General features: G+C 63.8%; 19 protein-coding genes. 10 read left to right on the plus strand and 9 right to left on the minus strand.

Annotated elements, in window-relative coordinates; genetic code table 11:
• Positions 1-19: 19 nt before the first annotated feature.
• Genes GWQ44_RS01175 through GWQ44_RS01190 form a run of 4 tightly spaced genes read right to left on the minus strand, consistent with a single transcriptional unit; the run spans position 20 to position 1,747 of the window.
• Positions 20-220, minus strand: a complete 201-nt coding sequence (locus GWQ44_RS01175) for an SEC-C metal-binding domain-containing protein (protein ID WP_007923047.1) — start codon at positions 218-220, stop codon at positions 20-22.
• A gap of 6 nt (positions 221-226) precedes the next feature.
• A complete protein-coding gene (locus GWQ44_RS01180) occupies positions 227-712 on the minus strand; it encodes an LEA type 2 family protein (protein WP_016965284.1) in 486 nt (161 codons plus the stop codon).
• A gap of 56 nt (positions 713-768) precedes the next feature.
• Entirely contained in the window at positions 769-1,245 is a 477-nt protein-coding gene (locus GWQ44_RS01185) for a YchJ family protein (RefSeq protein WP_047302164.1), read from the minus strand.
• Between the two features lie 4 nt (positions 1,246-1,249).
• Entirely contained in the window at positions 1,250-1,747 is a 498-nt protein-coding gene (locus GWQ44_RS01190; RefSeq protein WP_275926470.1) for a DUF6231 family protein, read from the minus strand.
• A gap of 190 nt (positions 1,748-1,937) precedes the next feature.
• Here GWQ44_RS01190 and GWQ44_RS01195 point away from each other — a divergent pair, with 190 nt between their 5' ends.
• The 3 genes from GWQ44_RS01195 to GWQ44_RS01205 all read left to right on the plus strand — a co-directional run bounded on the left by GWQ44_RS01195 (position 1,938) and on the right by GWQ44_RS01205 (position 3,908).
• Complete coding sequence (locus GWQ44_RS01195; protein ID WP_016965281.1) at positions 1,938-2,627, plus strand: OmpA family protein; 690 nt, start codon at positions 1,938-1,940, stop codon at positions 2,625-2,627.
• Positions 2,628-2,875: 248 nt separating this feature from the next.
• Positions 2,876-3,157: a DUF1145 domain-containing protein gene (locus GWQ44_RS01200; protein WP_016965280.1), complete on the plus strand. Its 282-nt coding sequence runs from the start codon at positions 2,876-2,878 to the stop codon at positions 3,155-3,157.
• Positions 3,150-3,908, plus strand: coding sequence for a collagen-like protein (locus GWQ44_RS01205; RefSeq protein ID WP_275926471.1), 759 nt, complete (start codon positions 3,150-3,152; stop codon positions 3,906-3,908). The genes GWQ44_RS01200 and GWQ44_RS01205 overlap by 8 nt, the downstream gene beginning before the upstream one ends.
• 57 nt (positions 3,909-3,965) lie before the next feature.
• Here the strand turns inward: GWQ44_RS01205 and GWQ44_RS01210 are convergent, their stop codons facing one another.
• Positions 3,966-4,430 carry a CopD family protein gene (locus tag GWQ44_RS01210; RefSeq protein WP_047302168.1) on the minus strand — a complete coding sequence of 155 codons (465 nt, stop codon included), beginning with the start codon at positions 4,428-4,430 and terminating at the stop codon, positions 3,966-3,968.
• 99 nt (positions 4,431-4,529) lie between these two features.
• On the opposite strand from GWQ44_RS01210, the gene dinG reads away from it, so the two are divergent.
• From dinG to pdxH, 5 genes are all read left to right on the plus strand, one after another.
• Positions 4,530-6,674, plus strand: coding sequence for an ATP-dependent DNA helicase DinG (dinG, locus tag GWQ44_RS01215; RefSeq protein WP_016965278.1), 2,145 nt, complete (start codon positions 4,530-4,532; stop codon positions 6,672-6,674).
• Positions 6,675-6,767: 93 nt separating this feature from the next.
• On the plus strand, positions 6,768-9,164 hold the full coding sequence (locus tag GWQ44_RS01220) for a beta-galactosidase (protein ID WP_275926472.1): 2,397 nt from the start codon (positions 6,768-6,770) through the stop codon (positions 9,162-9,164).
• Between the two features lie 112 nt (positions 9,165-9,276).
• Entirely contained in the window at positions 9,277-10,422 is a 1,146-nt protein-coding gene (locus tag GWQ44_RS01225) for a serine hydrolase domain-containing protein (protein ID WP_275926473.1), read from the plus strand.
• Between the two features lie 140 nt (positions 10,423-10,562).
• Positions 10,563-11,798: an OmpA family protein gene (locus tag GWQ44_RS01230; protein WP_199009583.1), complete on the plus strand. Its 1,236-nt coding sequence runs from the start codon at positions 10,563-10,565 to the stop codon at positions 11,796-11,798.
• 23 nt (positions 11,799-11,821) lie between these two features.
• Positions 11,822-12,469: a pyridoxamine 5'-phosphate oxidase gene (pdxH, locus tag GWQ44_RS01235; protein WP_103739566.1), complete on the plus strand. Its 648-nt coding sequence runs from the start codon at positions 11,822-11,824 to the stop codon at positions 12,467-12,469.
• A 10-nt stretch (positions 12,470-12,479) separates the two neighbouring features.
• Here pdxH and GWQ44_RS01240 read toward each other — a convergent pair whose 3' ends face one another.
• A complete protein-coding gene (locus tag GWQ44_RS01240) occupies positions 12,480-12,716 on the minus strand; it encodes a hypothetical protein (RefSeq protein ID WP_016965080.1) in 237 nt (78 codons plus the stop codon).
• 174 nt (positions 12,717-12,890) lie between these two features.
• Between GWQ44_RS01240 and GWQ44_RS01245 the strand changes: the two genes are divergently transcribed.
• Positions 12,891-13,355, plus strand: a complete 465-nt coding sequence (locus GWQ44_RS01245) for a glycine zipper 2TM domain-containing protein (RefSeq protein ID WP_016965081.1) — start codon at positions 12,891-12,893, stop codon at positions 13,353-13,355.
• Positions 13,356-13,433: 78 nt separating this feature from the next.
• On the opposite strand, the gene nhaA is transcribed toward GWQ44_RS01245, so the two are convergent.
• Positions 13,434-14,621 carry a Na+/H+ antiporter NhaA gene (gene nhaA, locus GWQ44_RS01250; protein ID WP_103739567.1) on the minus strand — a complete coding sequence of 396 codons (1,188 nt, stop codon included), beginning with the start codon at positions 14,619-14,621 and terminating at the stop codon, positions 13,434-13,436.
• Positions 14,622-14,944: 323 nt separating this feature from the next.
• Between nhaA and GWQ44_RS01255 the strand changes: the two genes are divergently transcribed.
• Positions 14,945-16,039, plus strand: coding sequence for a PLP-dependent cysteine synthase family protein (locus tag GWQ44_RS01255; RefSeq protein ID WP_103739568.1), 1,095 nt, complete (start codon positions 14,945-14,947; stop codon positions 16,037-16,039).
• Positions 16,040-16,171: 132 nt separating this feature from the next.
• Here GWQ44_RS01255 and GWQ44_RS01260 read toward each other — a convergent pair whose 3' ends face one another.
• Both GWQ44_RS01260 and GWQ44_RS01265 read right to left on the minus strand, forming a co-directional pair.
• Positions 16,172-17,785, minus strand: a complete 1,614-nt coding sequence (locus GWQ44_RS01260) for an NAD(P)/FAD-dependent oxidoreductase (RefSeq protein WP_275926474.1) — start codon at positions 17,783-17,785, stop codon at positions 16,172-16,174.
• Positions 17,786-17,897: 112 nt separating this feature from the next.
• The gene (locus tag GWQ44_RS01265; protein ID WP_253127375.1) at positions 17,898-18,575 is read right to left on the minus strand and encodes a hypothetical protein; all 678 of its coding nucleotides are present in this window, start codon (positions 18,573-18,575) and stop codon (positions 17,898-17,900) included.
• Between the last annotated feature and the right edge of the window lie 55 nt (positions 18,576-18,630).

The following is an 18,630-nucleotide window of genomic DNA, read 5'->3' on the forward strand; positions in this document are numbered from 1 at the left end:
AGCCCGGCCCGGGCTCAGATCAAGCACCGTGGCACTTCTTGAACTTCTTGCTGCTGCCGCAAGGGCAAGGATCGTTGCGGCCAACGTCTTTCAGTGCGTTGCGTACCGGCTCCTGGTGCGCGTGGTTGCAGTGCGGGCCGTGAACATGGCCATGGTCGTGATCGTGGTGGTCATGATCGTGGTTGCAGTCAGGGCCATGGACATGAGGTTGCTGGGTCATTGCGGGTTACTCCGGAATAAAATCGCCGGGAATTATCACGCCATTGCGCTTCAGGTGCACGTCCTTGCCGATGAATAATCCGATTTCCAGTTCGCCCTCCAGGCGATAGGGAATGGGGCGTTCGGGCTTGCGCAGCAGTTTCACCACGTCGCGGATCTGCGGCCACAGGTTGGTGCGTACCGGCACCTTGAAGAAGCGGCTGCTGTGGGGCGTGACGGTGAACCAGTGCTCGTGCTCGCCCTCGCTGAGCAGGAAGCGCTCCAGGTAGACCCGGTAAGTCAGGCGGCGCACGGTCAGGTCGCTGTCGTTGGGGTTGTCCACCCGCAGGTGCAGGGTGAAGCGCTGTTCCAGCAGGTTGGCTTTCACCACCTCGACTTTCACCAGATGCACCGCGGGGTCCTGTTCCTCAGCGGTGAACCAGGACACGCACCCCGACAGGCTCAACAGTCCGAGCAGGCAGAGGCTTCGAAGGATGCGCAGTTCAACGATCATGGCAGGACTCCCTTTGAATTCCCCGGGCCCGTCCTGGGCCTCTGGGCATTCCTGGTTCAGCGGGTGAAGTAGCTGGCGCAGCACTTCTTGAATTTTTGCCCGCTGCCACAAGGGCAGGCGTCGTTGCGTCCGGCCTTGAGAGGCACCGTTGGATCGATGAAGTACCAGCGTCCCTGGTTCTGCACGAAGGACGAGCGCTCACGGTGGCTGTGCTCGCCCTGGCTGTCGTGCCAGCGAGCGGTGAAGGTGACGAAGGCGTGCTCCGGCTGGCCACCGAAGACCTCCGAGCTTTCCACTTGCAGTCCCAGCCAGGTGCTTTGCGCGCTCCAGTCGCTGATGGACTGGCGATCCAGCCCGGCCTGCTGCGCCGGCAGGGTAGTGGCCAGCAGGTAATCCACCTGGCCCAGCACGTAGGCGCTGTAGCGCGAACGCATCAGGGCCTCGGCGCAGGGCGCGGGATGGCCGGCATGGTAGTGACCGCAGCAGGCATCCAGCAGGTTGCCGCTGCCGCAGGGACAAATCGAGGCGCTCATCGTCTTACCACCAATACTTTCCAAAGTTTTCCGGGTTCGCCCAGAAGCGTGAATTGAGCCAGTCGGGCACCTGTTTGTATTCAAGCAGATCATAGGTAAACAGGGTCAGTACCTGCTGTTCCCGCTGGAAGCGTTCGCTGGCCTGCAGGGCCAGGGAGAAAAAGTCGGTTTCCTGCCAGCCGCAGGCGGACAGGTCGGCCAGTACCGCGATCCGGCTGGCATTGAGGTTACGGATGCCCCCCAGCAGGTTCAGGCCGTCGCGCTTGGGCAAATGCTCCAGGCAGTCCACCGCCAGGGCCAGGTCGAAACGCCGGGCCGCCAGTTCCGCGGGCAGGGGGCCAGGCGCCGCCTGAGCGACCTGAGTACCGGGGTGTGCGTCCTTGAAGGCCGTCAGGGCCGGGAAGTCGCTGGCGCCGATCAGCAGCAGCTGTTGCGGTGCATAGCGATCCAGCAGGGCCGCCACGGCCTGCTGGGGTGTGCGAGTAGAAATACCGGCGCTCATCTTAGCTCCTCGATCAGAACGCCCAAGACTAGCGTGCCGCCACCCTCGGGCCTAGAGCGGTTCACCACTTATTACGCGACGCCCCCGTGTTTACGGGGTGAAACCGGCGATGGCCCGTTGCTGGCGCAGATCATTGCCGGGGTCTTTACTCCGTGAATCGGCCTTGAGCCGATCCCTCAGGAGAAATCAGATGAGCATCATTCGGACGGCAGTACCCTTGGTTCTGTTAACCAGTGTGTTGACTGGTTGTGCAGGTTTGCAGAAAACCGACTGGCCGATCTGTGCCGCGGTGGGCGGTGTCACGGGCGCGGCGCTGGGCGCCACCGAAAGCTCCTCGTGGGCGGGCGGTGGCGCGTTGCTGGTCGGTGGCCTGGCCGGCGCCTATTGCTGGGTAAAAGGTGACGGCGACGAGGACGGCGATGGTGTGCCGGACAGCCGTGACAAGTGCCCGCATACCCCAAGGGGCGTGAAGGTCGATGCCAACGGCTGCCCACCACCGCCACCGGTGGTGGAAGAGGTGGTCGTGGTCAAGGAAGAAACAATCGTCATTCGCGACGTGTACTTCCATTTCGACTCGGCCAAGCTGACCGACGCCGACAAGTCCAAGCTCAATACCATCGTCACCCGCCTGAAACAGGAGGCGCCGAGCGCGCAACTGCGAGTGACCGGCCACACCGACAGCGTCGGCAGCGACGCCTACAACCAGAAACTCTCGGAAAAACGGGCCCACTCTGTGGTGGAGTACCTGATCAGCAACGGCATTCCACGCAACAGCTTCGTCTCGGTGACCGGCGCTGGTGAAAGCAAGCCGGTGGCGGACAACAAGACCGCCGAAGGCCGAGCCATGAACCGTCGCACGGAGATTCAGATCAACCGCTGAAACCCATGACCTGCGCGGCGCCACTGCCGCGCAGGGTCGTTTCGGCTCTCGGCGCCGGGCATGGGTGTCCAGGCCGGCGCCTGTCTTCCCGAAGTTCTTCATCTCTCCGCCGAGTTCGGCCGTGGCGAGTGATCCTCGTCGATCAAGCGGCTAAACAGAGGCTTGGGCAAGAATTTTCATCCTCCTCTGGCGTCCCCCCGGGATAAATCGTTACTGTGCGCGCAAAGAATAATTCACGAGGGGAGCGTATGAAGTTCTTGTGGGGGATGGGTAAATGTCTGACCTTGGTTTTTTGGCTGGTGGTGCTGATCAATCTGGCCAAGCCATTGATCAATCCATTGCACCTGCTGGTCAATCTGGCGGGCAGTCTGTTGCTGTTGACCCATCTGCTGGAACTGCTGCTGTTCAATGGCAGCCTCAAGGACCGTCCGCATCCCTGGCGTGATCGTTGGCAAATCCTGCTGGTGGGCATCTTCCACCTGCAAACCCTTCCCGCTGCTGCTCCTGCTGTCGAGACCGATCATGCGTAAGCTCTGCCTGCTGGCCCTGTTCTGCAGTCCCCTGGCCGTGGCCCAGGTGGTGCAGGTCGAAAGCAACTCCTTCATGCGCCTGCCCAATACCGCCAGCACCCTGCAGTTGGAGCGCCTCGACGTGGCCGACTACGGCACCTTGCTGATTCCGGCCAATGTCACCGAGCTCAAGGTCGATGAGCTGCACCTGGGGCGTGAGGCGCGGATCGCCATCGTGCCCACCGGGCCAAGCCTGCAATTGATTGTCCGGCGTGCAGAGCTGGACAGCGGCAGCCAGATCAGCTCCCGCGGCGCGCCGGGCACCTATGAAAAGGCGCCCAAGCCGGGGCGCAATCTGAACCTGCGGTTCGAATCCCTGAAGGCCGAGACCTTGTCGGTGGACGCTCGAGGCGGTGCCGGTGTTCCCGGCTATGTCGGCCTCGACGGCGCCAATGGCGAGGAGCCGGGGTGCACCTGGGGCCAGGCCGGTCGCGGCGCCGATGGTGACAACGGCGGCAACGGACGACCAGGGGCGGCGGGCGCCCAGGTCCGGCTTGAGTTGCCCCGCGACTTCCCCGGCGAGCAGATCAAGGTGCTGGTCGATGGCGGTGCCGGTGGCCTGGCCGGTGCCGGCGGCAAGCCGGGGGTCGGGGGCAAGTCCAAGGGCTGCCTGGTGTATCGCACCGACGGCGGCAAGAGTGGACGTCCCGGCGCTCAAGGCCAGCCAGGGCCCGCGGGAGAAACGGGCTCGTTGACGGTCCAGCGTTTGTAACAGGCGGCTTGAGGCCGCGGTTTACCAGGCGCCCGCTCATGTAGCGGGCGCTTGCATTCAGAAGGTCGGTCGGGCCGCGGCCAGGGCCACCAGCACCAGGCCAATGATCAGGTTGCTGCCCACCAGCCGGCGGATCTTGCCCAGCGCCGCGGCGCCGGCCGGCCAGTCCTGCGCCGCCACGGCCTTGCGCAGTTCCGGCAGTTGCAGGGACTGGATGCGGATGAACAGGGCGGTCATCACCAGATACAGCCCCATCATGATCTGCACATACTTGGGCGCGGTTTCAAAGCCGCTGAAGCGCAAATGCAGCAGGCCGATACCGCTGATCGGCAACAGCACCACCGCCGCCCAGACCCAGACGAAAAAACGCGGAAACACTTGCGTCCAGAGCTGCAGTCGCGCCGGTCCCTCAAGGGCCGCCACGGCCGCCGGGCGTAGGACCATCCAGGCGAAAAACATGCCGCCGACCCAAACCAGGGCGGCCAGCACATGCAGGGTGTAGGCAAGGGCGAAAGCGGTCATTCGGGTACTCCGTTCTGCGCGACATGAATTAGCGGGGTATGATAGCGGCCGATTCGAACCACTGAAAATTTATCCAGCGTTTTGTGCGCCCGAAAAACCATGATCAGCAACGAACTCAAAACCACGATCCAGGGCGCCTATTCGCGTTTTCTCGAAGCCAAGAGCCTCAAGCCGCGTTATGGCCAGCGCCTGATGATCGCCGAAGTGGCCAAGGTCCTGGGTGATATCGACACCGACGACGAAGGCCGGCGCAGTGGCGACCCGGCGGTGGTCGCGGTGGAAGCCGGCACCGGCACCGGCAAGACCGTGGCCTACAGCCTGGCGGCGATTCCCACGGCCAAGGCCGCCGGCAAGCGCCTGGTGATCGCCACCGCCACCGTCGCCCTGCAGGAACAGATCGTCTACAAGGACCTGCCCGACCTGATGCGCAACAGCGGGCTGAACTTCAGCTTCTCCCTGGCCAAGGGCCGGGGGCGCTACATGTGCCTGTCCAAGCTCGACATGCTGCTTCAGGAAGGCCACGCGCAGACCGCCACGGCCCAGCTGTTCGAGGAAGAAGGCTTCAAGATCGAAGTGGATGAGGCCAGCCAGAAGCTGTTCACCAGCATGATCGAGAAGCTCGCCGGGAATAAATGGGACGGTGACCGCGACAGCTGGCCCACGGCCCTGGAAGACGCCGACTGGGCGCGCCTGACCACCGATCACAGCCAGTGCACCAACCGCCATTGCCCGAACTTTGGCCAGTGCGCCTTCTACAAGGCCCGCGAAGGCATGGGCAAGGTCGACGTGATTGTCACCAACCACGACATGGTCCTGGCCGACCTGGCCCTGGGCGGCGGCGCCGTGCTGCCGGACCCGCGCGACACCCTCTATGTGTTCGACGAAGGCCACCACCTGCCGGACAAGGCCATCGGCCACTTTGCCCATTACACCCGGCTGCGCTCCACCGCCGACTGGCTGGAGCAGACCGCCAAGAACCTCACCAAGCTGCTGGCCCAGCACCCGCTGCCGGGCGACCTGGGGCGCCTGATCGAGCAAGTGCCGGAGCTGGCGCGGGAGATCAAGACCCAGCAGCAGTTCATGTTCAGCGCCTGCGAGCAGATCGCCGACTTCAAGACCGGCGAAGACATGGAAGGCCGCGAACGGCCGCGTCATCGCTTCGTCGGCGGGCTGATCCCCGAGCACATGCGCGAGATGGGCATCGAGCTGAAAAAGGGCTTCTCCCGTCTCACCGACCTGTTCACCCGCCTCACCGAGCTGCTCAAGGAAGGCATGGATGGCGAGGTCAATATCGGCATCGCCAGCAACCAGGCCGAAGAGTGGTACCCGCTGTTTGGCAGCCTGCTGGCCCGGGCCTCGGGCAACTGGGAGCTGTGGACCGCGTTCACCGTCGAGGACCCGGAAGACAACCCGCCCATGGCTCGCTGGCTGACCCTGGCCGAGAGCGGCTCGCTGTTCGACATCGAGGTCAACGCCAGCCCGATCCTCGCGGCGGAGATGCTCCGGCGCAATCTGTGGAACGTGGCCTACGGTGCCCTGGTGACGTCGGCGACCCTGACCGCCCTGGGCACCTTCGACCGTTTCCGCATGCGCGCCGGGCTGCCGAAGAAAGCCGTGACCGCCGTGGTGCCCAGCCCGTTCCACCACGCCGATGCCGGGGTGTTGCGGGTGCCCGACCTGCGGGCCGACCCACGGGATGCGCCGGCGCATACCGCGGCGATCATCCGCGATTTGCCGGAGCTGGTGGAAGGCTCCCGTGGCACCCTGGTGCTGTTCTCCTCGCGCAAGCAGATGCAGGACGTGTTCGACGGCCTGGATCGCGATTGGCGCAAGCAGGTGTTCATCCAGGGCAACCTGTCCAAGCAGGAAACCCTCAACAAGCACAAGGCCCGGGTTGACGGTGGTGACTCCAGCGTCTTGTTCGGTCTGGCGAGCTTTGCCGAAGGGGTGGACCTGCCCGGTGCCTACTGTGAGCACGTGGTGATCGCCAAGATCCCGTTCTCGGTGCCGGACGATCCAGTGGAAGCGGCGCTGGCGGAATGGATCGAGGCCCGGGGCGGCAATCCGTTCATGGAGATCTCGGTGCCGGACGCCTCTCTCAAGCTGGTCCAGGCCTGCGGTCGCCTGCTGCGCACCGAACAGGACCGCGGCACCATCACCCTGCTGGACCGCCGCCTGGTCACCCAGCGCTATGGCAAGGCTATCCTCAATGCCTTGCCGCCATTTCGCCGAGAAATATCCTGAGCACGGCGCGCACCTTTGCGCGCCGTGCTGTCTATTTCACGTCACCGCTTCAGCACCAGCCGTTCATCGGCCTTTAGGGAGAGCCAGGTTCATATGATTCGCCGTTCGTTGCCCACTGTATTTGCCCTGTTGTTTGCCGCGCCGGTACTGGCGGCCCCAGCCGGACAACAGACGCTGTTCAACTTTGTCCGACCTGCCGCCGTGGTGCAGGTGGCGACACAAGATGCCAGCCTGCCGCAGTCCAATGCGGAGCAGACGGCCGAGGGCGAAGTGCTGCGGCGGATCACCTTCAACCCCACCGCCAAGCCGAGCCTGAGCCTGACGCCGCAGAGCGGCGCCTGGGACTGGTCGCAGTCGGGGATGATGAGCCTACGCATCCAGAGTGCGATGAACTGGGCCCTGACCCTCTACGTGACCATCCAGAGCAACGACGGCAAGACCCTGGTCAGCCGCGTCGACCTGCCGGCCGGTCCGGCGCAGACCCTGCTGGTGCCCCTGGAGGCCAGCGGTCCCCTGAGCCAGGGCATGAAGGCCGCGCCGCCGATGCCGATGACCGTGGACGGCCAGCGCATTCTGCTGGCCAGTAGCGAAGGGCAACTGGACCGCAGTCAGGTGGTGTCGGTCACCCTGTCCCTGGATAACCCCAAGGCGACCCAGAGCATCCTTCTCGAGCGCTTCGGCGTGCTGGATGGTGAGGGCGTGGTCAAGGCGGTCTACGGCTCGCTGGTGGATGGCTACGGTCAGTCGACCCGGGCCCGTTGGCCGGAAAAAGTCAGCAGCGACGATCAGCTCAAGGCGGCCGAAGCCAAGGAGCAGCAACAGCTCAAGGGCTGGCTCGGCGAACGGGAGAAGGCCCCGCTGGACAAGTTCGGTGGTTGGAACCAGGGGCTGAGCTTCAAGGCCAGCGGCTTCTTCCGCACCGAAAAGCGCGATGGCCGCTGGTTCCTGGTGACTCCGCAGGGGCATCCGTTCTACTCCCTGGGGGTCAACACCGTGGCCCCGGACAACAGCCAGACCTATGTCGCCGGGCGCGAGTGGATGTTCAGCGCCTTGCCCAAGGACGGCGAGCCCCTGGCCGCCTATTACGGCGAGGGCGACAACCGCGGTGGCAACGGTGCCGACCAGGGGCGTGGCTATAACGCCGGCCGTTGGTACGACTTCTACCGGGCCAACCTGCAGCGCACGTATGGCAAGCCCTGCTCCCACGACGACCCGGCGGCGGACGGGGCGTCCGCTAACCAAGCCCAGCCTGCGGCTTCGGAGGCGGTCGTTCCGTGCGCGCCGCCGGCGTTTGACGAGAAGCGCTGGGTTGAGCACACCCTGGATCGTCTGCAGGCCTGGGGGTTCAACACCATCGGCAACTGGAGCGCGCCGGCCCTGGGGCTGGCTGACCGTGTCCCCTACACCCTGCCGCTGTCCATCGTCGGCGACTACGCCAGCATCAGCACCGGCAGCGACTGGTGGGGCGGCATGCCCGATCCTTTCGACCCGCGCTTTGCCATGGCCACCGAGCGCGCGGTGGCCATTGCCGCCCGCGATCATCGCGACGATCCCTGGCTGATCGGCTACTTTGCCGACAACGAACTGGCCTGGGCCGGTCCGGGGGACGATCCGAAAGCCCGCTATGCCCTGGCCTACGGCACGTTGCGCCTGACCACCGACGTTCCGGCCAAGCGCGCCTTCCTCAAGCAACTGCGGGACAAGTACCGCAATCAGGCGGGCCTGTCGAAAGCCTGGGGCATCGATCTGCCAGCCTGGGAACTGATGGAAGACCCAGGCTTCGTGCCGCCGTTGCCGAGCCCCGAACACCCGGAAATCGAGGCTGACTTCAAGTATTTCCAGAAGGTGTTTGCCGAGACGTATTTCAAGACCATCGCCGACTCGCTGAAGTGGCATGCCCCCAATCACCTGCTGCTGGGCGGTCGTTTTGCCGTCAGCAACCCCGAAGCGGTGGCGGCCTGCGCCCAGTATTGCGATGTGCTGAGTTTCAACCTCTACACCCTCAAGCCCCAGGACGGTCAGGACTTCGCCTATCTGCGCAGCCTGGACAAGCCGGTACTGGTGACCGAATTCAACTTCGGCTCGCGGGATCGCGGTCCGTTCTGGGGCGGTGTCACCGAACTGGCCCGGGAAGAGGACCGTGGCCCGGCCTACGCCAGCTTCCTCAAGCAGGCGCTGAGCGAGTCGTCGATTGTCGGTGTGCATTGGTTCCAGTACCTCGACCAGCCCGTGACCGGGCGCTTGCTGGACGGTGAGAACGGGCATTTCGGCCTGGTGGGCATTACCGATGTGCCGTTCCAGGGCTTTGTCGACACTGTGCGCAAGAGCAACCTGCAGGCGCTTGAGCAACTGGCCAGGGACGCACAGAAGGCCCAGGTTCAGGCGCAACAGGCCGGCGCCGCCGCCCATGACGCTGCTGATGGCGGCAAGGGGCACGACGCCAAGGACACCGGCGGGCATGCCGGAGGGCACTCCGCTAACGGTCACTGATCGGCCGGGGGCCCTGGCGTCATGAGCGCAGCCCCGTCGGCTGTTCCCAAATCCGTTACGGGCTGGAACAATGCGCGCCTCGTTGTCGAGCAAATGTGCTGGGGGAGTCAGGGTGCAGATTCAGGGTCATTACGAACTTAAATTCGAGGCGGTACGCGAGGCCTTCGCGGCATTGTTCGAAGATCCCCAGGAGCGCGGCGCGGCGCTGTGCATCCAGATCGGTGGGGAAACCGTCATCGACCTCTGGGCCGGCACCGCCGACAAGGATGGCGCCGAGGCCTGGCACAGCGACACCATCGCCAACCTGTTTTCCTGCACCAAGACCTTCACCGCAGTCACCGCGCTGCAGTTGGTGGCCGAAGGCAAACTCAAGCTGGATGCGCCAGTGGCCGATTACTGGCCGGCGTTCGCCGCCTCGGGCAAGGCCGCGATTACCCTGCGTCAGTTGCTCTGCCACCAGGCCGGGCTGCCGGCCCTGCGTGAGTTGCTGCCCCCCGAAGCCCTGTACGACTGGCAAACCATGGTGGATGCCCTGGCGGCGGAGCAGCCCTGGTGGACGCCGGGTGACGGGCACGGTTACGCCGCCATCACCTATGGCTGGTTGGTGGGGGAACTGATCCGGCGGGCCGACGGCCGTGGCCCGGGGGAGTCGATTGTGGCCCGGGTGGCCAAGCCTTTGGGGCTGGATTTCCATGTGGGGCTGGCTGACAAGGAGTTTCATCGGGTCGCGCATATCGCCCGTGGCAAGGGCAATGTCGGCGATGCCGCGGCCCAGCGTCTGTTGCAAGTGACCATGCGCGAGCCCACAGCGATGACCACCCGGGCCTTTACCAATCCGCCGTCTATCATGACCAGCACCAATAAACCCGAGTGGCGGCGCATGCAGCAGCCGGCTGCCAATGGCCATGGCAATGCCCGCAGTCTTGCCGGTTTCTACAGCGGCTTGCTGGACGGCAGTTTGCTGGAGGCCGACATGCTCGAGGAGCTGACCCGTGAGCACAGCCTGGGCATGGACAAGACCTTGCTGACCCAGACCCGGTTCGGCCTGGGATGCATGCTCGACCAGCCCCAGGTCGCCAATGCCACTTTCGGCCTGGGCGCCCGGGCATTCGGGCATCCGGGGGCTGGCGGCTCCATCGGATTTGCTGACCCGGAGCATGACGTGGCCTTCGGTTTTGTGACAAACACCCTGGGGCCTTATGTCTTGATGGATCCACGGGCGCAGAAGCTGGTGCGGGTTTTGTCGGATTGTCTGTAAAAAGGTTGCTGTTAAGAACTTTTTTGCTTAAACATGCTGGAAAAGCTGCAGGCATCAACCCTGTGGCTTTTATAATTTCCAAGCGTCTGTTTGTAGCGGTTATTTAGACCGAATTTTTTATCTCATTTTGTGGATATCCCATGTCGTCAAACAAGTCTCTAGCCTTGGCCATCTGCCTGACCGTCACCGGTTGTGCACAAACCCCACAAAATGAAGCGGATGGCGGCCATTGGTGGTCGTTCGGGTCCGACAAGAGCAGCAGCAATCAAGCCCCGCAAGCGGCCGAGAAACCGGCCGCAGCCGAAGCGGCGCCTGCCGCTCCTGCGGGCAAACCGGCGGTAGCGGCCAAAGCCGCTGCGCCGGCGCCTGCCGCCAAAGCCACCGCTTCTGCCAAACCTGCAGCGCCAGCCGGCAAAGCTGCGGCGGCCGCCAAGCCCGCCGTTGCGGCTGCCGAACCGGCGCCCGCGCCCGCTCCTGTGGCCGCAGCCCCAGCCGCGCCCGCCGCGAAGGCCGAGAGCAGCAGCTGGTGGTGGCCGTTCTCCTCCAAGGACTCCGCCGACAAGCCGGTCGCCGAAGCCAAGAAAGCCGAGCCGGCTCCCGCTCCGGCAGTGGCCAAGGCCGCGGATTCCGAGACTCACTGGTGGTGGCCGTTTGCCAAGAGCGAGCCCAAGCCTCTGAGCAAAGTGAATGTGGCGGACGTGCCGATGCCCGATCCGAAAATCACCCAGGCCTGGCTGGACGACTACGAGCCACGCCTGCGTGAAGCGGTGAAGGACAGCAAGCTGCAAGTGGAACGTCGTGAAAACGTGCTGGTGGTCACGGCACTAGTCGACGCCTCCTTCAACCCGGATCGTCCGGCCATGCTGCTGCCTGTGACCCTGGGCCCGTTCACCCGCGTAGCCAAGGCGGTTGAAGGCGATCCCAAGACGGCCGTGCTGATCCTCGGCCATGCCGATGCCACCGGTCCGACCCTGGCCAACCAGAAACTGAGCCGCGATCGGGCACAGTCCGTTGCCGCCATCTTCAGCCTCAGCGGCTTGAAGCAGGACCGCCTGATGCTGCGTGGCATGGGCGCCGTGATGCCGCGCGCCGCCAACGACAGCCCCCAGGGCCGTTCGCTGAACCGTCGCGTGGAAATCATGCTGACCCAGCGCAGCACACTGTTGGGCCTGCTGAGCAAGTACAACCAGCCGACGCCATCCGAGACTGAAATGGTCGCCGTGCAGGACGCCAAGCCGCCTGTGCCTGCGGCAACCGGCAAAAAGGCCGCAGCGCCAGCGAAGAAGTCCACCGTCGCCAAAAAGCCCGCCGCCAAGAAGGCTCCGGCGAAAAAGGCGGCAGCTCCGGCCAAGAAGGTCGCGCAAGCTAACAACTGATTCTCAAGGAAAAGGAAGCAGGCATGACTCAGTCCCTGGCTGATATGCGCCGCGATTACACCCGCGATGGTTTGTCCGAGGCCCAGGCCCCGGACGAACCCTTTGCGCTGTTCCACCAGTGGTTTGCCGAAGCGGTGAAAACCGAGCAGCCCCCGGTAGAGGCCAATGCCATGACCCTGGCTACCGTTGATACCGAGGGTCGCCCCCATTGCCGCATCCTGTTGCTCAAGGGGTTGGATGAACAAGGTTTTACCTTCTTCACCAACTACGAGAGCGCCAAGGGGCAGCAACTGGCTGCGCGGCCCTTTGCCGCCATGACCTTCTTCTGGCCAACCCTGGAGCGTCAGGTGCGGATTGAGGGGCGGGTGGCCAAGGTCACGCCCGAGGAGTCCGATGCCTATTACCAGGTTCGTCCTCTGGGTAGCCGCCTGGGGGCCTGGGCGTCACCGCAAAGCCGGGTGATCGCCGATCGCGACGAGTTGCAGGAGCTGCTCAAGGCCACCGAGGCGCGCTTCAGCGACAGCCAGCCCGATTGCCCGGAACACTGGGGTGGTTATCGTTTGCTGCCCGAACGCATCGAATTCTGGCAGGGGCGTCCCAGTCGCCTGCATGATCGTTTGAACTATCGCCTGCAGGGCGAGCAGTGGGTCCGCGAACGTCTGGCTCCCTGAGGACTGTGGGTTACTCGCCGGGATAACCGGCCGCAGCGGCTTCGAGCCATTGCGGCAGGTCCCGGCGTTTTACTTTCTGGCGTTGGGCCTCAGCCAGTTGTTGCAGCATGAATTGCTTCTTCTGTTCATCGCTTCCGGCCATGGACAGTGCCAGGTCACGGTCTGTCCAGCGCTTGATGCGTACATACAGCCACCAGTGGAAGTACAGACCGGCGACGGTGGTTACGATGATGATGAAGTAATCCATGGAAAATCCTTTGTTCGGTGGCGTTCTGCGGGAAACTGGCGTCACCGTATTGAGAAGGTTTAGCGTTCATACAGTCTGTACTTCGGCTGAATGAAACCAATTTTATCCGGGCTGCGCCGTGACAGGCGTCAAGCTGCGGAGTCTAATGACCATCTGTCCTTTGGAGTTGATCCTATGCGTAAGTCTGTTTTGCTGGTTGCGTCTTTCACCGCGATGGCAACGTTGCTCGGCGGTTGTGCCTCTAACCTGACCGGTGATTCCTACTCCCGTGACGAAGCACGTCGTGTGCAAACCGTGCGTATGGGCACCATCGAATCCCTGCGTCCGGTGAAAATCGAAGGCACCAAGACCCCGATCGGCGGCGCTGCTGGCGCTGTGATCGGCGGTGTGGGTGGCAGCGCTATCGGCGGCGGTCGTGGCAGCATCGTCACCGCGGTGATCGGTGCGGTAGCCGGCGGTCTGCTGGGCTCGGCCACTGAAGAAGGCCTGACCCGTACCCAGGGCGTTGAAATCACCGTGCGTGAAGACGACGGCAGCATGCGTGCCTATGTGCAGCAGGTGCAGGAAAACGAAGTGTTCCGGGTTGGCGATCGCGTGCGCATCATGACCGTCAACGGTACCAGCCGCGTTACCCGCTGATACCTGTGCTGCAAAACAAAACCCCGGCCAGGCAACTGGTCGGGGTTTTGTGTTTTCAGGCGGCTGGATCCTGTTTGATCAGGAGCTCAGCGCCGTGTTCTTGCGACTGGCAGCCGCGGTGACGGCGTAACCGATCAGTGCCGCCAGCAGCGAGCCGGTGAGAATTCCCATGCGATCCATGCCCGCGTAGTCGCTGCTGCCGGGCTCAAAGGCCAGGGAGCCGACGAACAGGCTCATGGTGAAGCCGATACCGCAGAGAATCGCCACCCCGAGGATCTGCCCCCAGTTGGCGCCGGCCGGCAAGGCCGTAAGTCCGGCTTTGACCGCGAGCCAGCTGAGGCCGAACACGCCGATGGTCTTGCCCAGCAACAGGCCGATGGCGATGCCCATGGGGACATGGTGGGTGAAGCTCTCCAGGGTTACGCCGCTCAGCGACAGACCAGCGTTGGCGAAGGCGAACAGTGGCAGGATGCCGAACGCCACCCAGGGGTGCAGCGCATGTTCCAGGGCCTGTGAGGGCGAGGGCTCGGCATTGCGGGTGCGCAGGGGAATGCAGAAGGCCAGGGTCACGCCGGCCAGGGTGGCATGGACGCCACTCTTGAGTACGCAAACCCAGAGAATCAGACCGATGATCATGTATGGCCCGAGTTTCACCACCCCCATGCGGTTCATTGCCACCAGAGCGGCGATGCAGGCGGCCGCCAGCAGCAGCGACAGGGTCGACAGCGCGCCGGAGTAGAAGATCGCGATGATCACGATGGCCCCCAGGTCATCGATGATCGCCAGGGTCATGAGGAACAGCTTCAGCGAGGTTGGCACCCGCTTGCCCAGCAGGGCCAGGACCCCCAGGGCGAAGGCGATGTCGGTGGCGGTGGGAATCGCCCAGCCATTGAGCGCTGCCGGATTGTCGCGGTTGAGAAACCAGTAGATCAGCGCCGGGACCAGCATCCCGCCAATGGCCGCCATGCCCGGCAGGACGATCTGCGAAGGCTTGGACAGTTGGCCTTCCAGGACCTCGCGCTTGACCTCAAGGCCGATCAGCAGGAAGAACAGCGCCATCAGGCCATCGTTGATCCACAGCAACAGCGGTTTGGCGATCTTCAAGGCGCCGATCTGGACCACCACCGGGGTTTCCAGCAAGCCGTTGTACAGCCAGGACAGCGGTGAGTTGTTGATGATGAGAGCCAGGATGGCAGCGGCGATCAATAACAGACCGCTGGCAGCTTCCATGGCAAAGAAGCGAGTGAAAGTGCTACGCAGAGGCAAGGTCGCTCTCCATCTAAATCTAAAAATAGGTGGCACACCCTAACCCGTGCAGTTAGTTGTTAAAACAAAAATTATATTCTTTTTTGTTATATGCAGAGGCTAAAGGGCCTGCTTAAAAATGCTCGTTTGCAGTTGTGTTTCCAATTGCTTCCCAGCTGTACCTGTAAGCCCTGAAAGTTATTTCATAACATGTCTGATTCGGGGCGTTGCGGGCCGTTTTTCCTGGGAAAAGCGCCTGTCAGCCCCGACTTCCCGGATTATCCAGGCCGGGTGCATTTCATCTTCTTGCGCCGGTACGGCGTTCGATCTGACGAGAATAGAACATGAGCGACAATCGCCAGTGGGCCCGTGAGGCCATCCGCATCATCGAAGCCGACTTCCAGCGCAGCGCCGACACCCACCTGATCCCATTGCCGCTGCCGGGGCAGCCGGGCATCGAGCTGTATTTCAAGGATGAATCCAGCCATCCCACCGGCAGTCTCAAGCATCGCCTGGCTCGCTCGCTGTTTCTCTATGCCCTGTGCAACGGCTGGCTCAAACCCGGTGCACCGGTGATCGAAGCGTCCAGCGGCTCGACGGCGATTTCCGAAGCCTATTTCGCCCGTCTCCTGGGCCTGCCGTTCATTGCCGTGATGCCCGCCAGCACGTCCCAGGAAAAGATCGCCCAGATCGCTTTCTACGGCGGCAAGAGCCATTTGGTACAGGACCCGACGCAGATCTATGCCGAGTCCGAACGCCTGGCCCGGGAAAGTGGCGGCCACTTCATGGATCAGTTCACCTACGCCGAGCGCGCCACCGACTGGCGAGCCAACAACAACATTGCCGAGTCGATCTTCCAGCAGCTGCGTTTCGAGCGGTATCCGGAGCCCAGCTGGCTGATCTCCAGCCCGGGCACCGGTGGCACCACCGCGACCCTGGGCCGCTACGTGCGTTATCGCCAGCACAGCACCCGGGTGCTGTGTGCCGATGCCGAGCGTTCGGTGTTCTTCGACTACTACCAGAGCGGCGATGCCAGCCTGCGCCTGGATTGCGGTTCGCGGATCGAAGGCATCGGCCGGCCGCGGGTCGAAGCTTCGTTCCTGCCCAAGGTGATCGACGCCATGGTCAAGGTGCCGGATGCCCTGTCCCTGGCCGCCATGCACTACTTGGCCCAGCGCCTGGGTCGGCGGGTCGGCGGCTCCAGCGGCACCAACCTGATCGGTGCCCTGATGGCCGCCCAGCAGATGGCCGCCGCAGGCGAGACGGGTTCGATCGTGGCGATTCTCTGTGACGGTGGCGAGCGTTATGCGACCACCTACTACGATGAGCAGTGGCTGGCGGAGCAGGGGTATGAACTGACGGCGTTGATCGATGCGGTAGCGGCCAGCGTCGAGCGTGGCGAGGCACTTCCGGCCAGCGTATTGCGCGCCGGCATTTGAACTTGTCGTAGGAGCCGGCTTGCCGGCGAAGAGGCCCTTGAGCCTTGCGTGGTTCTGGACGACGCCTTCGCTGGCAGGCCAGCTCCTACGGTAGGCGGTAGGAGCCGGCTTGCCGGCGAAAGGGCCGTTGCGTCAGGCCTGAATACCGAGGATGTCGCGGGCCACCGCTTCGGCAATGCGAATCCCGTCGACCCCGGCGGAGAGAATCCCCCCGGCATAACCGGCGCCTTCACCGGCCGGGTACAGCCCCTTCACATTCAAGCTCTGCATCGAGGCGTCGCGAGTAATGCGCAGCGGCGATGAGGTGCGGGTCTCGATACCGGTCAGCACCGCGTCGTGCAGCGAGTAGCCCTTGATCTGCCGTTCAAAAGCCGGCAGCGCCTCACGAATCGCCTCGATGGCGAAGTCCGGCAAGGCCAGGGCCAGGTCACCCAGGCTCACCCCCGGCTTGTAGGACGGCTCGACGCTGCCCAGGCCGGTAGTCGGCTTGCCGGCAATGAAATCGCCCACCAACTGCGCCGGGGCCTGGTAGTTGCTGCCGCCCAGGACGAAGGCGTGGGACTCCAGGCGCTCCTGCAGCTCGATACCCGCCAGCGGGCCGCCTGGGTAATCCACTTCCGGGGTGATGCCCACGACGATGCCGGAGTTGGCGTTGCGCTCGTTGCGCGAGTACTGGCTCATGCCGTTGGTTACCACCCGGTTCGGCTCGGAGGTGGCGGCGACCACGGTGCCGCCCGGGCACATGCAGAAGCTGTAGACCGAACGGCCGTTCTTGGCGTGGTGCACCAGTTTGTAGTCGGCGGCGCCGAGTTTCGGGTGGCCGGCGTACTTGCCCAGGCGCGCGCTGTCGATCAGCGATTGCGGGTGCTCGATGCGGAAACCCACCGAGAACGGCTTGGCTTCCATGTACACGCCACGGCTGTGGAGCATGCGGAAGGTGTCGCGGGCACTGTGGCCCAGGGCCAGGATTACATGCTTGGAATGCAGCTGTTCGCCGCTGGCCAGTTCTACGCCTTGCAGTTGGTCGTCTTCGATCAGCACATCGGTAACCCGCTGCTCGAAGCGCACTTCACCGCCCAGGGCGATGATCTGCTGGCGCATGTTTTCCACCACGCCGGTCAGGCGGAAGGTGCCGATGTGCGGCTTGCTGACGTAGAGAATCTCGTCCGGCGCGCCGGCCTTGACGAACTCGTGGAGCACCTTGCGACCGTGGTGCTGCGGGTCCTTGATCTGGCTGTAGAGCTTGCCGTCGGAGAAGGTTCCGGCACCGCCCTCGCCGAACTGCACGTTGGACTCGGGGTTGAGCACGCTCTTGCGCCACAGGCCCCAGGTGTCCTTGGTGCGCTGGCGTACTTCTTTGCCGCGCTCGAGGATGATCGGCTTGAAGCCCATCTGCGCCAGCAACAGGCCGGCAAAGATCCCGCAAGGGCCGAAACCCACCACGATCGGCCGCTCATTCAGCTCTGCCGGGGCCTGGCCCACCACCTTGTAGCTGACATCCGGCGCCGGGTTGACGTTACGGTCGTCGGCGAACTTGAGCAGCAACGGCGCTTCGTCGCGCACATTGAGGTCGATGGTGTAGATGAAGCACAGCTCGGAAGACTTCTTGCGCGCATCGTAGCTGCGTTTGAACAAGGTGAAATCGAGCAGGTCATCGCTGGCGATCCCCAGGCGCTGCACGATGGCGGCGCGCAGGTCTTCATCGGGATGGTCGATCGGCAACTTGAGTTCGGTGATTCGTAACATGACAGGGTCCGGGTAGGCGGTGCGCAACAGTGCGCCGGCTTGCTTTGCACAAACCGGCGATTATAAGCCGCAATCTTCCCTGGCCGTGAGGCTAAAACCGCTGCTCGTCGAATCAGTCGTTGCGCGAGCCGCCGAAATAGCCGCAACCGCGCTGCACCTGACCGTCCACCCGCAACTCGGCACTGAGGTGCTGGACGCTGCCGGTCACCGGGTCGACGCAGCGCTGCGGCGCCACCCAGAGCTCCACGCGCTGGTGATTGGCTTCGCTGGTGAGGTTGAAACGGCCGTCGCCCAGCTGTTCTTCCAGATAGGGCAGGGCCAGGGTCGGCTGGCCGGCGCGTTCGATCATCATGCCCTTGGCGCTGACATCGACGTTCCAGGCCGGGTTCTTGCTGCCGGCCCGCAGGATCAGACGCTGGAAGTTCGGGTCGCCGCAGGCACTGGCGGAGCGCTCGACGCGGTACAGCTGGCGCAGGTCCAGCTGGCCGTCGCTGCTGCCACTGGCGGAGAACTTGCCCCGCAGGTCGGCGAACAGCTTGCCCTGTTTCTCCGCCAGGGTGGCGGCCTCCTGCAGCACGCTGGTGCCGCCGCCGTCACTGACCACATAGCGGCGATCTTCAGTGCAGGGCTTGAACAGCAACTTGCCGTCCGCCGCACTGAGTTCACCCTGCATCCGGGTCAGCCCGGCCATGGACGGCGCCTGGGGCTGTGGGTTGAACATCGGCAGCATCTGGCAGCCGGCAAACAGCGGCAACAGGGCGAAACAAAGCAGTGAACGGGCAGTGCGCATCATCGGGCCTCCAAGCGGAAGCCGACACGTTACGCAGCCCGCCCGATCACCACAA

The sequence above is a fragment of the Pseudomonas sp. 3MA1 genome, from assembly GCF_029237275.1.
GTDB lineage: Bacteria > Pseudomonadota > Gammaproteobacteria > Pseudomonadales > Pseudomonadaceae > Aquipseudomonas > Aquipseudomonas fluorescens_AP.